The organism is Pseudomonas sp. Pme6b, assembly GCF_058129925.1.
The window spans coordinates 2,732,497-2,748,326 of the sequence record NZ_CM176704.1; the positions used below are offsets into that span (position 1 = coordinate 2,732,497).

Genomic DNA, 15,830 nt, shown 5'->3' on the forward strand with positions numbered 1-15,830 from the left:
ACGCTCGGTATTTGAGGGTGACGCTGAGTTTCAGGAGTTGTATTTCCACGCAGCGTAATGGGTGTGATCTGTGTCAGTAGCCGCGCTGGCGATCAGCCTGATTCTGCAAGGCCTGCCCATTGAGAAAACGCTCAAGGTTGGCCAGAAAGCTGTCGGCTATTTCGTTACGGCTGTTGCTGGAGATCGCCGAGGTGTGCGGTGACAGGCGCACGCGAGGGTGTGAGTACAGTGGATGCCCGTCCGGCAGGGGCTCGGGTTCGGTGACGTCCAGCGAGGCCAGGCCGATGTTTCCATTATCCAGCGCATTGAGCAGCGCTTCATGGTCAAGCAAGCCGCCACGGGCGATGTTGATCAAGTGCAGGCCGGGTTTGGCACTGTTCAGCACCGCGGCGTTAACTATGTGCCGTGTCGCCGGTGTCAACGGCGCGGCCAGTACCAAATGGTCTGCGCGCGCGAACAGGTCATGAATGTCGCGTGCAGCCTCGACACCGTCAACCTCGAACGGAGCCGAACTTTGCCGCAATGCGATCACGTTGATACCCAGCGCCTGGGCCTTGCTGGCCAGACTGCGGCCGATGGCACCAAAGCCGAGAATCCCGAGCGTGGTGCCCTTGAGCTGCGTCAGGGCGGTGAAGTTCCATTGCGAGTCATGCACCCAGATATCCGGCAGATGCTTGGCTGCGGCAAAAATGGCGGCCAGCGAGAACTCGGCGATGTTTTCTGCCGCGCTGCCCCGCGAGGTGCTCACCGGCGGCCCGTTGAACAGCCAGCCTGGGTAGAAGTCGATACCCGAAGACACCACCTGAATCCACTTAAGGCCATAGGGCCAGCCCGGAGGCGGCGAGGCCGGGGCTTCATAACCACGCACGTTGATAGGGCGCGCCAGCAGAATGCTGACCTCGCCGGGCAAGTCGCTCGGCACTCCGGCAGGTACGCCGATGAGCCTGGCTTCAGGGTGGGTCACTGCAAGCCGTTCGCGAATCACCTGATTGAAATCATCATCCAGCTGGCTGGCAATCACGAGTCGAGTCATGCCACCGCCTCGTCAGATTGATGGGCGACAGCCTTCGCATGACGATTGACAGGCACCTCAAGGCCGAGGTTTTCACGTAGCGTATTGCCGCTGTATTCGGTGCGAAACAGTCCGCGTTGTTGCAGCACCGGCACCACCCATTCTGTGAAGTACTGCAGGCCGTCCGGCAGGACGCTATTGATGATGAAACCGTCGGCTGCGCCTGCTTCGAACCACGTTTGTATCGCGTCGGCGACGTGTTGCGGTGTGCCGACAAAGTCACGGCGGGGCAGGGAGAAGCGCAGGGCGACTTCACGCAGGCTCAGGCCTTCGTCTTTGGCCAGTTGCTTGACCCGGTCCGAACCGCCTTTCTGGCTGTTGGAGCCCAGATCGCCCAGTTCCGGGAAGGGTTCGTCCAGTGGATACTGGCTGAAATCGTGATCATTGAAGGGGCGGCCAAGGGCGACAATAGCGTCTTCGATCGTCACCAACTCCACGGCCTGGCGATAGCGGCTCTCCACCTCAGCCTCATCGCGCCCGACAATCGGGCGAATGCCCGGCAGAATCGACAGTGCGTGAGGGTCGCGACCAAAGCCGCCAGCCCTTTGTTTCAGGTCCTGATAATAGACGCGCGCTTCATCGAAACTCTCGGCGTGGACGAAGATCGCGTCTGAGTTCTGAGCGGCGAAGTTACGCCCGGCCTCGGAGGTGCCTGCCTGAAAAATCACCGGCTGACCCTGCTTCGACCGGGCGATGTTGAGCGGGCCTTTCACCGAGAAGAATTCGCCCTTGTGGTTCAGCGCGTGCAGTTTGCCAGGCGTGAAAAATTCGCCTTTCTGCTTGTCGTAGGCGAAGGCGTCGTCTTCCCAGGAATCCCACAGACCTTTGACCACCTCGATGTGCTCTTTGGCGATGCGGTAGCGTACGGCGTGCGGTGGGTGTTCGCCCTTGCTGAAGTTGTCAGCGGTGCCACTGAGCCAGGAAGTCACCACATTCCAGCCAGCCCGACCGCCACTGATGTGGTCCAGCGAAGCAAACTGGCGAGCTACCTGAAAGGGTTCGGTGTAGCTGACCGTCACCGTTGCCACCAGACCGATATGCCGGGTGGTGGCTGCGAGTGCGGAGAGAATGGTCAACGGTTCGAAACGATTCAGGTAATGCGGACTGGATTTTTCGTGAATGTGCAGGCTGTCGGCGATGAACACAAAATCGAAGCGCGCCGCTTCGGCCAACTGGGTCTGCTGCTGATAAAAGCCGAAATTCACACTGGCGTTGGCCAGTGCGTGCGGATGGCGCCATTCGCCCCAGCCATGGCCGACCCCGTGGACCATTGCGCCAAGTTTAAGGTGTCGTTGTCTGCTCATGGTTTTGCTCCGGACGGTTCAGAAAGGTGGATGCACCTCCGCCTGGAGAAAGGGGTCGGTATAGGATGACGATATGCCTATAAAAACCCGCAGTGAAATTCTATTTTGTTATATGTTAATTAAATAATTATTAATTATTTAAATATGCATAAATTGAATTTTGCTCGCTGTTTCAGGAGTCAGCCCCGAGGGTTGGCAGCCCATCGCCAAGCAACGGCAGTTTCGTCAGCATTTTCTGCAGCGCCAGAGCATCCCACGGCAGGTGCTCGGCAATGCCAAGGCCGACCACGTCCACGGCGCTGGCTACGTCTGTCAGCAAGCTCCGATCGTCACCTTAGGGGTAACTGCATGCATAAGGTTGTGCGCTATCGTAAAGGACGATATCGCCAGCGCCTTGCCGAGACTCCCTGTCTTGCTGCAATCGCCGGTGATGTAGAGGAAGACTGGATGCGGGTGAAGGTAACGCTACTCTGATCCCTGACATTCAGTCTGCCGTCAAACGGCGCTTCGTTCAAAGACTTGCTGGTGACCAGGCCATACGTCGGTTATCAGACGTTGATCCAGAGCAAGACCCCTGTTCCGGCAGTGTTTCAAGGTGGTGAAAATAGTTTATATACCTGTGATCCAGCCGTTATATCCCTACGTATGCAGCGCTCTGCTTACCCAAGCCTTCTAGAATAGGAGTTCCATGGACCCGCGCCTTGCTGGGCTTTCTTTCTTACTCACCTTGGGATGGACGGGGGCCGTGATTCTCGTCATCTGGTTTTATGCTTGATGACGCAACGGTTTTCAGCAGGGGAAGGACGTTGTGTACGAAGCGGTCCTTGCCGGTGATCGGTAGGGCCAAGAAGTGTGTGCGTTGATAGTGGCTAAATAGTGGTCTGGCAGCGCTAAAGCTAATCTGACTGAAGCCGATGTTTATGTAACGGCTCATTGCCGAGTGACTTCGATAGTTCCACCTGGCTCTGACGGCCTTGAAGTTTGTGCTATGGAAGGCATTGAGAAAGACGATTAACCGGCTTTATCGGCAGGCACCATAGTCAGTCCGCTCCTCATGTTTGAAGCGTTTGACCGGGCCCGCACAGACCGGCGCTTTATAACAATACTTCCATAGATGCTGACTCGCAGAGTATTTTACATGTCGACCACAATTGAAAGCACTCCCAGGGACCGGGCCGAGCTAGAGATGGACCTGCACTCGCTGATGGCGGCCATTGACCGTTCGCAGGCGATGATCGAGTTTGATCTTGAAGGCAATATTCTGCGGGCCAATACCAATTTTCTGGATTGCGTCGGGTATCGCCTGGACGAAGTCCAGGGTCGGCATCACCGCATGTTCTGCACCCCGGAACACGCTTCCAGCGTTGAGTATGCGACGTTTTGGGAAAAACTGGGCAAAGGTGCCTTTGACGAAGGGCAGTACAAGCGCCTGGGCAAGAACGGTCGCGAGATCTGGTTGCAGGCAACCTACAACCCGGTTTTCGACGAACAGGGCAACCCGTTCAAGGTCGTAAAATTCGCCACCGACGTCACGCAGCAACGCAAGACCAACGCCGAGTACGAAGGTAAGGTCGCAGCGATCGATCGTTCGCAGAGCATCATCGAGTTCGACCTGAACGGCCGCGTGCTCAACGCCAACGAAAACTTCCTCAAGGTGCTGGGCTATCGTCTGGATGAGATACAGGGCCAGCATCACCGCATGTTCTGTGAAGACGACTACCTGAACAGCCCGGCCTATCGTGCTTTCTGGGCCAAGCTCGAGCGTGGCGAGTATGACTCCGGCGAGTACAAACGAATCGGCAAGAACGGTCGAGAGCTATGGATCAGCGCCACTTACAACCCGATTTTTGACCCTGATGGTCGTCCTTACAAAGTGGTGAAGTTCGCCAACGACGTCACCGAGAGCCGAGTCCGCCGGCAAGGTGACGGCGATCGAGCGTTCTCAGGCGGTTATCGAATTCGATCTGACCGGCAAGGTGCTGCATGCCAACCGCAACTTCCTTGCGGTATTCGGCTACGACCTTGAGGAAATTGTCGGCGAACACCACCGGATGTTCTGCTCTGAGGAGTTTGTCAGCAGTCTGGAGTATCGCGAGCTCTGGGAAAAACTGGGGCGTGGCGAATACGACGCCAATGAGTACAAACGCAAGCGTAAGGATGGCAAGGAAATCTGGATTCAGGCGACCTACAACCCGATCTTCGACGCGCAGGGCAAACCTTACAAGATCGTCAAGTTCGCGCTCGACGTGACAGTTGCCAAGGAAACCAGCGTCGAGCACCACGGCAAGGTGAATGCAATCGACCGCGCCCAGGCCGTCATCGAGTTTGACATGGCCGGCAACATTATTACGGCCAACGCCAACTTCCTCAAAGCGCTGGGCTATGGCCTGCAGGAGATCAAGGGCCAGCATCACCGTATTTTCTGTGATGAGGAATATGTGCGTGGCACTGAATACCGGGAGTTCTGGCACGGGCTGGGGCAGGGCGAGTTCTATTCCGGACGCTTCATGCGCGTCAGCAAGTACGGGCAGAAAATCTGGATTCAGGCGACGTACAGCCCGATTTTAGACCATGACGGGCTGCCGTTCAAAGTGGTGAAATTCGCCACTGACATTACCCGTCAGGTCGAGATGGAGCAGGCGATAGAAGCCAAGACCCGCGCCATGGGCGAGTCGGTTAAAGCATTGATGAACGCCATTTCCTACGTGGCACAAAGCACCGAGACGGCCACCGATCTGGCCAGAATGACGCGTGAGCAGGCCAGTACCGGTTCGCAGACTCTGGTCAAGGCGTCCGATGCGATGGGCATGATCGCCAAGTCGGCCGAGGGCATTCAGGACATCATCCAGGTGATCAGCGAGATCGCCAGTCAGACCAACATGCTGGCCTTCAACGCCGCTATCGAGGCGGCCAGGGCTGGCGAGCACGGCCTGGGCTTCTCGGTGGTGGCCGATGAAGTGCGCAAGCTGGCCGAGAAGTCCTCGCGTGCGACCAAGGAAATCAACAAGCTGATCCTCGAAACAGTCAGCCGGATCGAGTCGGGCAACGAGATTTCGCGCAGTGCCGGCGAAGCCTTCGAACACATCGTGGAAGGCGTGATGCAGACGACTCAGGCAATCGACGGGATCAACACCGCGACCGAGAAACAACGCTTGTCGGCGCAGGAAGTGGAAACACTGATCGTGGAGCTGCATAAAGCCAACCTGACCGGCTACACCGAAACTCTGAACAAGGTATCCATCGGACAACCTGCATGAGCGGCCTAAATGCCTACGGCGTCGTGCAGATCAATGGCGTTTATCTGGCGGTGGTTGCCGAAGCGCTGATGGAGGCCGTGCACTGGCCTGCCGACCTGTACCCCCATCCGCTGACTCGCGGTGCGTTGCGCGGGGTGTTTACCTTGCGCGGCAAACCGGTGCCTTTGGTGGACCTGCGGGGCCAGTTGGCGGAGGGCGGCGATACATCGTTGCCCACGCCGCTGGTCGCTATTCTCAAGTACGGCGGTGGCTACCTGGGGCTGGCGATTGATGCGGTATGCGACATTCTCAAGGCCCGCGACTCTCAATTCAGCCCGCTGGGCCCTGGCGGCACCAGTGTCGGGTTGCTGCCATCACTGCTGCTGGGCGCAGAAGAATCGCGGATGATCTACAAGCTCGACCTGGGTTTTCTGAGTAGCTTGCCAGGCGTACTGTTTGCTGCTGATCCGAGCGCGCAGGTGCTCAAGGAAGAAGCGCTCGCGGCCAAGAATCGTTTGCTGCATTACCTGGTGTTCGAGTGTGACGGTCGCAACTTCTGTATCGATGCGAGCGTCGTGACCGAACTGGTGGATAATCCTGAAATTTCGGCGTCGGACTTTGCCAGTGACTGCTGCTTTGGCGTTACGTCGGTGCGTGGCACCAAGGTCCCGGCGCTCAATCTGTCCGAAGTCCTTGGTCTGGACCATAAACGCCAGACCTCCAAGCCGCAGTTGTTGCTATTGACGGCTCCGGACGGTCGGGTATGCGGGTTTGGTTACGACCGCATGGTCGCCATCCAGCGTCAGGACCCGGGCAGCCTTCTGGCGGCACCGGGTTACGGCCTGCCGCATCCTGAACTGCTGGCCGGGGTCATGAACCTGGAGGAGGGGCAACAGGCATTGTTGCTGGATCATCCAATGCTGTTGCAGCGCCCGGAAGTCAAAAGCTACACCCAGGTTTACCAGCACGACGTCAAACCTGCACAAGCCTCGCACGATGTGACCAAGGCGATGTTGCGCCATGCCTGTCTGCTGTTTGACGCACCGACCCGCTTCGTCGCGCCGTTGAGTCAGATCGTCGAGATCATGAGCGTGCCGCAACAGCTGATCGGTTTGTCGCAACCGGCGACGCACCTGCTAGGGCAATTCAATCTGCGTGGCGAGCAAGTGCCGCTGATCTGCCTGAGCAGCCTGCTGGGCGAGGGGGCGCAAACCCCGTGTGAAGCGTCCCGTGTCCTGATCGTGCGTGGCGAGCGCCTGTGCTTCGGTTTTGCCGTGAGCCGGGTCGATGCGATCGACGCGTTCAATCAGTTCGACCCGGCCATGCTCGAGCAGGGCTGGCAGGCCAATACCGGCAAGGGGATCTCGGTCAATGACCGAGTGCGCTCGCTGGTCAGCGTCGGCAGTCAGGAACGCAGTTGGCGCGCAACCCTGCTCGATTTGCAGGGGCTGGCCAGGCAACTGGAGTGCAATGTCGCCGAACGAGTGGCAGCGCGCTAATCAATCGGAACCGAATGCTTCGCGCGTGGCCTTATTTTGAGTGTCCACGAGCGGAGAGAATGACCATGACTGACCAGAAAGACGAGAAAAAGCCGGAACCGGCAAACGATGTGCCTGCGCACTCGACGCCAGAAGAGAAGGAACGCCTGAAGGACTTCAACAAGGGTGGTATTCCGCCGGGGGCCTGTTGATCAGTCAACAGGACAATGCACATGACGCCCGGTCTGTTTTAGATCGGGCGTTATGGTTTCAAAGGCCTGTTCGGGCTCTGTATTGACTCACGCGTCGCGTAGCAGGTCGTTGGCGTTGAGTAGTTCATAGGCGATCTGCGGGCGTGCCTCAAGTGCACTGCGGATTGCGCTTGCAACCGACTTGCGCGTCTTGCGGCACAGGCCGGTCTTTTTCTGCACGACAATGCTGATGCCGCGCATGGTGCGTACTTCGTTGAAGCCCGGTGCGATTTCGACGCGCACACCCAGTTGCTCGAAAATCCTGCGCTGCATGTGCTCCAGATCCTTCAGGCTTTCGACACGGCTCAGGCGCTCAAGCAGCGTGTTTTCCGCATCACGGGTCAGCTTGAGGATGCGCAGGTCGGCGTCTTCCGCATCCAGCCGTTCGCGCTCGCAGTCGCAAGCGCCGGGCGGACAGGGGTTACGGATTTTGACGGGAGCATTCATGGGTGCAGCATAGCGATTGACGGGGGCGTCTGACCATACCCCGGAACTGCTGCGCGCAACTGCGGCGATGCGGCAACAGTTCCCTGGTTTCAGATCAGTTCGGCCACTTCATCTCGCCCTTGATGACCTTGGCACTCAGTTCCAGCGAACTCGGTTCGGCCAGTTGTGGCCAGGCATTCTGCATGGCATCGATCAGGCCCTTGGAATCCTTGGTTTTGGCCGCTTGTTGTTCAAAGGACTTCAGGTAGTCGGCGGTGAACGTCACAGCCTTGGTGCCCGCTGGAACCTCGCCCAGATAATGGCCCGGAATTACCGTGACCGGTTTCAGCGCCTCAATGCCCTTGAGGGTCGCGAGCCAGTCCTGACGCGATTTCGGGCTTTGGGTATCAGCAATCCATACATGAATGCCGCTGGACACCACGACGCCGCCGACCACCGCCTTGAGCGATGGAATCCATACGTAGCTGCGCTCGGGGGCCGGGCCGTTCAGGCCTTTGATCTGTAATGGCTGACCCTCAAGGGTAAGATGGTCACCCTTGAGCACCTCTGGCAGGACCAGTCTGGCCGGAGCATTGTCCTTGAGAATCGGTCCCCAGTAGGCAAGCTTGCCCTGCATCGACGCCTTGATCGCTTTCACGGTAGGAGCGCTGGCAACGATCTTCGCATCGGGGAAAGCAGCTTTGATGACGTCCAGCCCGAAGTAGTAATCCGGGTCGCTGTGGCTGATGTACACGGTAGTGAGTTTCTTGCCGCTGGCCTTGATCTTCTCTACCAGCGCCTGAGCATCGTTACGCTGAAACTGCGTATCGATCAGCACCGCATCATGCTTGCCGGTGATCAGTTCGGATGACACCGGGAAGATGGCTTTTTCGGCCGGATTGTAGACCTCGATCGCCAGTGGATCAGCGGCCTGGGCTGCAAGCGGGAATAGCACCGCGAACGATAGAGCAAGCAGGGAATTGCGTAGCATGGGGTACGACCTTTTTATAGAGCAAGACTGAGGTCGTTATCTTATGTTGCTTAAAATGAAACAAAAGCCTCAATATTGGCAACTATTGATTGCTTATATCGGATGAATCATGGATCGGATCATGGCGGCGCGGGTGTTCATGGCCATCAACGAACGCGGCAGCCTCATTGCTGCCGCTGAGGCGCTGGACATGTCACGGGCGATGGTGACCCGTTATCTGGCGCAGATGGAAACCTGGGCGGGAGCGCGCTTGCTGCACCGCACCACGCGCAAGCTGGGGCTCACTGCGCCCGGACAGGTGACGTTGCTGCGTTGCCAGCGGCTTGTCGAGCTGGCTGACGCAGTGCCGCTGGCAGCCGATACGCAAGTCGATGAGCCGCGTGGCATGCTGCGTATTGCCTGTTCGCAGTCACTGGCACTGGCGGTTCTGGCCCCAGCGGTGACGGCTTACCTGCAACGCTACCCCGGCACCTCGGTGGATCTGCTGATTGGCAACGAGGCCGTGGACCTGGTCAGCGAGCGCATCGATCTGGCAATCCGCATCACCAATCAGCTGGACCCCAATGTGATTGCCCGTCCATTGGGGCATTGCGATTCGGTTGTCTGTGCCTCTCCAGCCTACCTCGCCATGCACGGCACTCCCTCCAGTCCGCAAGAACTGGCTGCACACAACTGCCTGACCTATTCGTACTTCGGCAAGAGCCTGTGGGAGTTCACCCGGCAGCAGTTGCCGCTCAGCGTTCCGGTGGGCGGCAACCTCAGCGCCAACGATTCAGTGGTGTTGCTGGAGGCCGCAGTGGCTGGCGCGGGGATCACCTTGCAACCGGTGCATTCGGCAGCGCCGCTGATTGCAAGTGGCAAGCTGATCGCGGTGCTGCCCGACCACCAGCCAAGGGCGCTGGGCATCCACGCGATCTACACCTCGCGGCATCACCAGTCGGCCACCTTGCGCACCATGCTGGATTTTCTGACTGAATGGTTTGAGAGGAGCGGCGCAGAGCCTTGAGGTTGGATCACCTGCTGCGCAAAGGACGCAGAGCGTCCAGAACGGCATGCCCACGCGGAGCATGGGCACGATAGGGGACACACAGACACCTATCGTTTCTCACGCTCCGAGTGTGCAGTATCAGGTCTTGAACTTGCGCACCAGGCCGTCGAGTTCGCTGGACAGTAGTTCCAGACTTCTGGAATCCGCACGGGCGGAGTCCGAGAGGTCGGCGATCAACTGGGCGTCGCCATGGATCTGGCTGATGTGACGGTTGATGTCTTCGGCCACCTGATGCTGCTCTTCGGCGGCGGTTGCAATCTGGGTGTTCATGTCGCGAATCACATCAACTGACTCACGGATCTGCCCGAAGCTGCTGCGTGCCTGCCCGATCTTGGTCACCGATTGCTGCGACACGTCGAGGCTGGCGTGCATCTGTTGCGCCACCGAAGCGGTGCGTTTGGCCAGATTGCCCAGCAGGTTGTCGATTTCGGCGGTCGAGTCCGAGGTACGTTTGGCCAGCGCGCGGACTTCGTCGGCTACCACGGCAAAGCCGCGACCCTGCTCGCCTGCGCGAGCTGCTTCGATGGCCGCGTTGAGGGCCAGCAGGTTGGTCTGCTCGGCAATCGAACGGATGGTGTTGAGGATCGACTGAATGCCTGCGCTGTCCTTTTCCAGTTGCGTCATGTCCTTGGCCGAGCGGGTGAGTTCCTCGCTGAGCTGGTCGACACTGCGCACCGCATCGTCGATCTGTCGCTGACCTTCACGCGCCTGCTGCTGACCGCTGTCGGCCGAATCGGCGGCCTGGCTGCAGGAACGAGCGACTTCGTTGGAGGTGGCGACCATTTCATGGAAGGCCGTGGAGACCATGTCCACCGCCTCGCGCTGACGTCCAGCGGCTTCGGCCATGTCGTTGGAGACACGGGTGGAGCTGTGTGAGGCTTCAAGAATCTTCCCGGCAGCCTGGCCGATGTGCTGGATCAGGTTGCGAATCGCGGTAAGGAACTTGTTGAACCAGCCTGCCAGTTGCGCAGTTTCATCCTTGCCGCGCACGGCGAGGTTCTGGGTCAGGTCGCCTTCGCCGCCAGCAATGCCTTCCAGGCCGCTCGACACGCTGTGGATCGGACGCACGATGACGCTGGCAAAGCTGGCACCGACAATCGCAAAGACCACCGCCAATACCGCAGCGATAACGCCGATCAGCCAGGTCAGGCGGGTGGCCGAGGCCATCACTTCGTCCTGTTTGATCAGACCGATGAAGTTCCAGCCCAGTTGCTCGGACGGGTACACGTTGGCCATGTAGCGTTCGCCGTTGAGTGTTACCTCGACCAGACCGCTGCCGGTTTTGGCCAGCTCGGTGAAACCGTCGCCCAGTTCACCCAGTTTCTTGAAGTTATGCTCGGGCTGTTTGGGATCGACCAGCACGGTGCCGTTCTTTTCCATCAGCATCAGGTAGCCGCTTTCGCCGAGCTTGATCTGCTTGACGATGTTGGTCAGTTGCTTGAGCGATACGTCGATATTGACCACGCCACCAGGGTTGCCCAGTTTATTGGGGATCGCCCGAATGGTGCTGACCAGCACCGCGTCATCGTTGGCCCAGTAATAGGCATCGCTGCGCACGGTTTTGCCAGCATTGGCCATTGCGGTCTTGTACCACGGGCGAACACGTGGGTCGTAGTTGCTCATTTTCGGGTCTTCCGGCGTCATGATGTAGCTGCCGTTGATCAACCCGTAAGAGACGTAGGAGTAGGCCGGGTGAGCCTTGGCGATATTGGCGAACAGCTCGGTCGCCTGCCTGTCATTCTCGGACTGCGGGGGAGGCGTTGCGCCCATGTAGTTGCGGAAATCATCGCTCGCCCCGGCGATCAGCGGGTGCGCCGCGATGTAATTGACGTTCTGCGTAATGCCGTCGAAAAACAGTTGCATGGCATTGTCGACCTGGCGAATCTCGCGTGCGCTGCTGTCCACGAAATCACTGGTCGCCTTGTCGCGCAGGTTCACGACCACGATGGCGGCGACGACTAATATGGGCAAGCACGCAATGACTGCGAACGCCCACGTCAATTTCTGTTTGATATTCATTTGAGCTCCGGGGGGCGTGTTACTGCCGCAAGTGTCGGGTGCTGCATGGATGCAGTCTGCGACCCGAGGCATTGAGCTGAGGGTCGCTCTTATGGTCTACCAAGAGGTCAACGACTTTTTGCCAGCATTCTTTAGGCGGCTTGGCGGTAACAGACACTTGTTGTCGTTCATGAGCACGAAACGGCCTTTATTCACTGAAGCAGTAACCCGTTGTTCATGAGAGGCGCCCTCCAAACTCGGTCATGGCATCCAGCATCGCTTCCTTGAAGTAAGCCAGTGAAGCCCGATCAAAGAGAATCTGAAAACAGGGTTCGCTCTGCGCGCCAACATTGATCACGATCACATTGATTCGCGCTGCCGAGGTCTGCGCCACCGAGCCGACTGCGAATGCTGACGGACGCAGGTCCACGCCGCACAATTTAGCCATCACCTCGGGGATGCACGGGCCGCTCAGTTGCAGCCACGCATGGCTGTCTTCGCGAGGCAGCAGGTAGTTGGCGTTATGGTCCAGTTCCCAACGGGCTTCCTCATCGGCTATGCGCTGGCCTTTATCAAGCGGGCTGCCGAGCAGCAGGTATTCGGTCTGCGAAAGACGTGCAACATGGCTGCCGTCGGCCTGAGTAACCGCGCGGTTCGGCGTGTCGGGCAGACTGAAACCACGTGCTGTCAGGTATTCGGCGCTTTGCGTACCGCGAAACCCCACGCGCGGCAGATCGGTCAGGTCTTGCAGTGTGCACAGTGAGGGCGCGCCAGCTCTGACCGGGCGGTCCTGGATAAGGCTATTCATGGTTCAGAGCTCCTGGCGCTGGTTTTCAGGATCGAAGAAGGGCATTTTCACGACGGTCGCCTGAACCACCACACCGTCTTCGACGCGAATCGGGATCTGCTGGCCGGGTGTGCTTTGGTCGAACGCGGCATAAGCCATGCCGATAATCATGCCGAGGGTTGACGAGTATTCGCAGGAGGTCACGTTGCCACTGATGTCCGGACCTTTGAGCACCAGATGACCTTCAAGCGGCAGCGGACTGGCCTTGGACAGGGTGAAGCCCACCAGCTTGCGTTTCTGTGGCTGGGCTTCGAGGATATCCACTGAGCGGCGGCCGACGAAGAACGGCTTGCTCCGGCTGACCGCCCAGCCCATGTCGATTTCGGCTGGATGGGTCATGCCATCGGTGTCCTGGCTGATGATGACGTGGCCTTTTTCCAGGCGTAACAGACGTTGAGTTTCGACGCCGAACGGACGCATATCAAACGCCTTGCCAGCCTCGGTCAGCGCGTCCCACAGTGTCAGGGCATGCCGGGCCGGAACGTGGATTTCGTAGCCCAGTTCGCCGACGAAACCGACTCGCAACAGCCGCGCCTTGATGCCGGCAACAGTGCCCAGGCGCACGCCCAGATAGGGGAAACCTGCGGCGGACAGATCAAGGTCGGTACACACTTGCTCCAGTACCTTGCGTGAATCCGGGCCCGCCACGTTGACCGCAGCAATGGCCGCTGTGACGTTGGTGATGTCCACATTCAGACGCCACTGGGCATTCCACTTGAGCATCTGTTGGTAGATGCGATCCACACCGCTGGTGGTGGCGGTGACGTAGAAGTGCTGGTCGGCAAAGCGTGCACAAACGCCGTCGTCAATGACCACGCCTTGCTCGTTGGTCATCAGCGCATAGCGTGAACGCCCGACCGGCTGCTTGAGGAACGCAAAGGTGTACATGCGGTTGAGCAGCTCGGCGGCATCGGGTCCGCGCACGTCCAGGCCACCTAGTGTCGACACATCGATAATCCCGACCTTGTTGCGCACATGCAGTGCTTCTTGCTGCATGCAGGTATCGCGTTGCGATGGCTTGCCATAGAACGCTGGACGCTGCCAGATCCCGGCCGGCATCATCTTCGCGCCTGCCTGCACATGCCGTTGGTGCATGGGCGTCTGGCGGTAGGGGTCGAAGGCCCGTCCCGCGACGTGCGCCAGTTTCTCTGCCTCGAAGGGCGGCCGGGCAGTGGTCACACCGGTTTCGCTGATGCTGCGCTGGGTAAACGCGGCCACCAGTCGTGCGGTTGGCAACGCTGAGTGACGACCCTGCGACGGCCCCATCCCGACAGTGGAATAACGCTTTACCAACTGAATGTCGCGATAGCCAATGCGGGTGGCATTGACGATATCGCGCACCTGCAAGTCTTCGTCGAAATCGACAAAATCCTTGCCTTCGGGATGCGGAAAAATCGGCCAGGCAAAGTTGACCTGCGCTTCGCTGCGCAGTGCGGCCGGTTTGTCGGTCGATTCCAGGCCTAGCGCCGAGAGCACCCCGGCGGCGGCATTCGCCGCATCGGTCAGCACGTTATCCAGCGCGTGATAACCGTTGACCGAACCAGCGATGCCCAGGTTCTGCGGCAGGCTGCTGATCGCGAACTCGGCCTGCCGATCGTCATAGGCCAGCTTGCCGCCCGCCTGACACAGCAACTGGTAGGCCGGCATGTAGCCGCCGGACATGCACAGCAGGTCGCACTCGACACTCAAACCCTTGTTGGCCACCTGACCCTGGCCGGTGATCTTGCGCAGCTCGGCCCCGCTTACGTGACGCATGCCTTTCTCGTGCAGCGCTTCATACACGGTGGTGCTCATGTGGCAGACGATGCCGCGTTGCTCCAGCGCAACCTGCAATCCCCGATCCGACGGATTGGCGCGCATGTCGGCGACCGCGACCACTTCGACACCCTGATCGTGCAAATCCAGTGCAGCGAGGTAACCGTCATCATTGCCGGTCAGCACCACCGCGCGCTTGCCGGGCTTGACTGCGTACAGCCTGATCAGACGCTGCACGGCGCTGGTCAGCATCACACCGGGCAAATCATTGTTGCGAAAAATAACCGGCTGGTCGAACGAGCCACTGCACACCAGGCATTGCGTAGCGCGCACCTTGTACAGACGCTTGCCCTGAATCACTGGCAGATAGTTGTCGGTAAACCAGGCATTGCAAGTGGCCTGTGTGAGGACCTGAATATTGGCGTGCGCCTGCACGGCGTCGACCAGTTCGCGCCGCAGTTGCCCGGCACGCTGACCGTCGATATCGAAGCGCGCGTAAGTCAGCGAACCTCCGAGTATCGGCTGCTGTTCGATCAACAGCACCCTGGCTCCGGCGTTGGCTGCGGTCAGAGCCGCCTGTAACCCGGCAGGTCCTGCACCGATTACCGCCAGATCTGTGAACAGGTACGCCTTGTCGTAGTATTCAGGCTGAAAGTCCAGATCCAGCACGCCGAGGCCCGCTTTCCTGCGAATGATCGGCTCCCAGACTTTCCACATGCCTTTGGGCTTGTAGAACGAGCGGTAGTAGAAACCCACCGGCATGAACTTCGAGAACTTGCCCAGCCAGGCGTCCCTGTCGTGGTCCAGCGAGCCGCTGAAATTCTGTCCGGTTGCCTGCAAGCCATCCTGCAAGACAAAAGTGTCGGCCAGCACGTTAGGCTCGTGTGGCAACTGGATCAGGCTGTTGGCGTCCTGTCCGGCCATGCTCAGCGGTCCGCGCGGGCGATGGTATTTGAACGAGCGCGAGAGCAGAAAGCGACCATTGGCCAGCAGTGCGCTGGCAATGCTGTCGCCTTGCAGGCCCTGATACGTTTTGCCATCGAAGCTGAAGGTGAGCGGCTGGTTGCGATCGATCAGCAGGCCCATGGGCTCGGGCAAGCGGGCTGGGGTGGTCATCCTGCGATCTCCTTGGATGGGAGGGGAGCGAAGTCGATACGTGCGGTAAATATTTCCCGCGGGTCGAAGGTGCGAATGATCTCGTCGCTGCCGGTATGACGTTCGGCCAGAAACCAGTAGCTGGACGGGTTATGCATCCACCACTCGCGCACCACGCCCAGGGTGTCCTCACTGTTGAACACGTAATCGGCCCATTGCGCATCGCTGCAGGTTTGCGGGTCAGGCATGTGCTTGAATTCGCCGCCGTAGGTGAATTCGCTGATGTTGCGCGGCCCGTTGAGCGGGCAGGTCATGATTTTCATGTGTCG

12 protein-coding genes and 4 pseudogenes are annotated in these 15,830 nt (G+C 59.1%); 6 read left to right on the forward strand and 10 right to left on the reverse strand.

Annotated features, from left to right (window positions below):
• Window positions 1–73: 73 nt before the first annotated feature.
• From AC4ANE_RS12400 to AC4ANE_RS12410, 3 genes and pseudogenes are all read right to left on the reverse strand, one after another.
• Window positions 74–1,033, reverse strand: coding sequence for a D-isomer specific 2-hydroxyacid dehydrogenase family protein (locus AC4ANE_RS12400; RefSeq protein ID WP_031595385.1), 960 nt, complete (start codon window positions 1,031–1,033; stop codon window positions 74–76).
• Window positions 1,030–2,376 carry an LLM class flavin-dependent oxidoreductase gene (locus AC4ANE_RS12405; RefSeq protein ID WP_031595384.1) on the reverse strand — a complete coding sequence of 449 codons (1,347 nt, stop codon included), beginning with the start codon at window positions 2,374–2,376 and terminating at the stop codon, window positions 1,030–1,032. Before AC4ANE_RS12405 ends, AC4ANE_RS12400 begins: the two co-directional genes overlap by 4 nt.
• 172 nt (window positions 2,377–2,548) lie before the next feature.
• A pseudogene (locus AC4ANE_RS12410) lies at window positions 2,549–2,695 on the reverse strand (arginase family protein); the annotation flags it as partial.
• An 819-nt stretch (window positions 2,696–3,514) separates the two neighbouring features.
• Between AC4ANE_RS12410 and AC4ANE_RS12415 the strand changes: the two are divergent.
• The 5 genes and pseudogenes from AC4ANE_RS12415 (at window position 3,515) to AC4ANE_RS12435 (ending at window position 7,302) form a co-directional block, all read left to right on the forward strand.
• Entirely contained in the window at window positions 3,515–4,402 is an 888-nt protein-coding gene (locus AC4ANE_RS12415; RefSeq protein WP_223216191.1) for a PAS domain-containing protein, read from the forward strand.
• Window positions 4,353–4,958: pseudogene (locus AC4ANE_RS12420) on the forward strand (PAS domain-containing protein); the annotation flags it as partial. The gene AC4ANE_RS12415 and the pseudogene AC4ANE_RS12420, both read left to right, overlap by 50 nt.
• A gap of 207 nt (window positions 4,959–5,165) precedes the next feature.
• Window positions 5,166–5,633, forward strand: a pseudogene (locus AC4ANE_RS12425) (methyl-accepting chemotaxis protein); the annotation flags it as partial.
• The gene (locus tag AC4ANE_RS12430; protein ID WP_002553905.1) at window positions 5,630–7,111 is read left to right on the forward strand and encodes a chemotaxis protein CheW; all 1,482 of its coding nucleotides are present in this window, start codon (window positions 5,630–5,632) and stop codon (window positions 7,109–7,111) included. The pseudogene AC4ANE_RS12425 and the gene AC4ANE_RS12430, both read left to right, overlap by 4 nt.
• 65 nt (window positions 7,112–7,176) lie before the next feature.
• Window positions 7,177–7,302: a hypothetical protein gene (locus AC4ANE_RS12435; protein WP_080164905.1), complete on the forward strand. Its 126-nt coding sequence runs from the start codon at window positions 7,177–7,179 to the stop codon at window positions 7,300–7,302.
• Between the two features lie 87 nt (window positions 7,303–7,389).
• Here AC4ANE_RS12435 and AC4ANE_RS12440 read toward each other — a convergent pair whose 3' ends face one another.
• Together AC4ANE_RS12440 and AC4ANE_RS12445 are read right to left on the reverse strand one after the other, a co-directional pair.
• A complete protein-coding gene (locus tag AC4ANE_RS12440; RefSeq protein WP_002553904.1) occupies window positions 7,390–7,788 on the reverse strand; it encodes a hypothetical protein in 399 nt (132 codons plus the stop codon).
• A 94-nt stretch (window positions 7,789–7,882) separates the two neighbouring features.
• Entirely contained in the window at window positions 7,883–8,758 is an 876-nt protein-coding gene (locus AC4ANE_RS12445; RefSeq protein ID WP_031595383.1) for an MBL fold metallo-hydrolase, read from the reverse strand.
• 109 nt (window positions 8,759–8,867) lie between these two features.
• Between AC4ANE_RS12445 and AC4ANE_RS12450 the strand changes: the two genes are divergently transcribed.
• Window positions 8,868–9,764 carry a LysR family transcriptional regulator gene (locus AC4ANE_RS12450; RefSeq protein WP_002553902.1) on the forward strand — a complete coding sequence of 299 codons (897 nt, stop codon included), beginning with the start codon at window positions 8,868–8,870 and terminating at the stop codon, window positions 9,762–9,764.
• 120 nt (window positions 9,765–9,884) lie between these two features.
• Here AC4ANE_RS12450 and AC4ANE_RS12455 read toward each other — a convergent pair whose 3' ends face one another.
• The 5 genes and pseudogenes from AC4ANE_RS12455 to AC4ANE_RS12475 all read right to left on the reverse strand — a co-directional run bounded on the left by AC4ANE_RS12455 (window position 9,885) and on the right by AC4ANE_RS12475 (window position 15,824).
• Window positions 9,885–10,652 (reverse strand): methyl-accepting chemotaxis protein, encoded by a 768-nt coding sequence (locus AC4ANE_RS12455; protein ID WP_371875232.1) that lies wholly within the window; start codon window positions 10,650–10,652, stop codon window positions 9,885–9,887.
• A gap of 90 nt (window positions 10,653–10,742) precedes the next feature.
• Window positions 10,743–11,897: pseudogene (locus AC4ANE_RS12460) on the reverse strand (HAMP domain-containing protein); the annotation flags it as partial.
• 142 nt (window positions 11,898–12,039) lie between these two features.
• On the reverse strand, window positions 12,040–12,612 hold the full coding sequence (locus tag AC4ANE_RS12465) for a sarcosine oxidase subunit gamma (protein ID WP_002553900.1): 573 nt from the start codon (window positions 12,610–12,612) through the stop codon (window positions 12,040–12,042).
• A gap of 3 nt (window positions 12,613–12,615) precedes the next feature.
• Window positions 12,616–15,522: a 2Fe-2S iron-sulfur cluster-binding protein gene (locus tag AC4ANE_RS12470; RefSeq protein ID WP_002553899.1), complete on the reverse strand. Its 2,907-nt coding sequence runs from the start codon at window positions 15,520–15,522 to the stop codon at window positions 12,616–12,618.
• Entirely contained in the window at window positions 15,519–15,824 is a 306-nt protein-coding gene (locus AC4ANE_RS12475; protein WP_002553898.1) for a sarcosine oxidase subunit delta, read from the reverse strand. Before AC4ANE_RS12475 ends, AC4ANE_RS12470 begins: the two co-directional genes overlap by 4 nt.
• Window positions 15,825–15,830 lie beyond the last annotated feature (6 nt).

What these genes read in the sequence shown, in the direction of transcription:
- AC4ANE_RS12400 (WP_031595385.1), bottom strand. Translation starts at nt 1,033, where the DNA reads ATGACTCGACTCGTGATTGCCAGCCAGCTGGATGATGATTTCAATCAG.
- AC4ANE_RS12405 (WP_031595384.1), bottom strand. Translation starts at nt 2,376, where the DNA reads ATGAGCAGACAACGACACCTTAAACTTGGCGCAATGGTCCACGGGGTC.
- AC4ANE_RS12415 (WP_223216191.1), top strand. Translation starts at nt 3,515, where the DNA reads ATGTCGACCACAATTGAAAGCACTCCCAGGGACCGGGCCGAGCTAGAG.
- AC4ANE_RS12430 (WP_002553905.1), top strand. Translation starts at nt 5,630, where the DNA reads ATGAGCGGCCTAAATGCCTACGGCGTCGTGCAGATCAATGGCGTTTAT.
- AC4ANE_RS12435 (WP_080164905.1), top strand. Translation starts at nt 7,177, where the DNA reads ATGACTGACCAGAAAGACGAGAAAAAGCCGGAACCGGCAAACGATGTG.
- AC4ANE_RS12440 (WP_002553904.1), bottom strand. Translation starts at nt 7,788, where the DNA reads ATGAATGCTCCCGTCAAAATCCGTAACCCCTGTCCGCCCGGCGCTTGC.
- AC4ANE_RS12445 (WP_031595383.1), bottom strand. Translation starts at nt 8,758, where the DNA reads ATGCTACGCAATTCCCTGCTTGCTCTATCGTTCGCGGTGCTATTCCCG.
- AC4ANE_RS12450 (WP_002553902.1), top strand. Translation starts at nt 8,868, where the DNA reads ATGGATCGGATCATGGCGGCGCGGGTGTTCATGGCCATCAACGAACGC.
- AC4ANE_RS12455 (WP_371875232.1), bottom strand. Translation starts at nt 10,652, where the DNA reads ATGGCCGAAGCCGCTGGACGTCAGCGCGAGGCGGTGGACATGGTCTCC.
- AC4ANE_RS12465 (WP_002553900.1), bottom strand. Translation starts at nt 12,612, where the DNA reads ATGAATAGCCTTATCCAGGACCGCCCGGTCAGAGCTGGCGCGCCCTCA.
- AC4ANE_RS12470 (WP_002553899.1), bottom strand. Translation starts at nt 15,522, where the DNA reads ATGACCACCCCAGCCCGCTTGCCCGAGCCCATGGGCCTGCTGATCGAT.
- AC4ANE_RS12475 (WP_002553898.1), bottom strand. Translation starts at nt 15,824, where the DNA reads ATGAAAATCATGACCTGCCCGCTCAACGGGCCGCGCAACATCAGCGAA.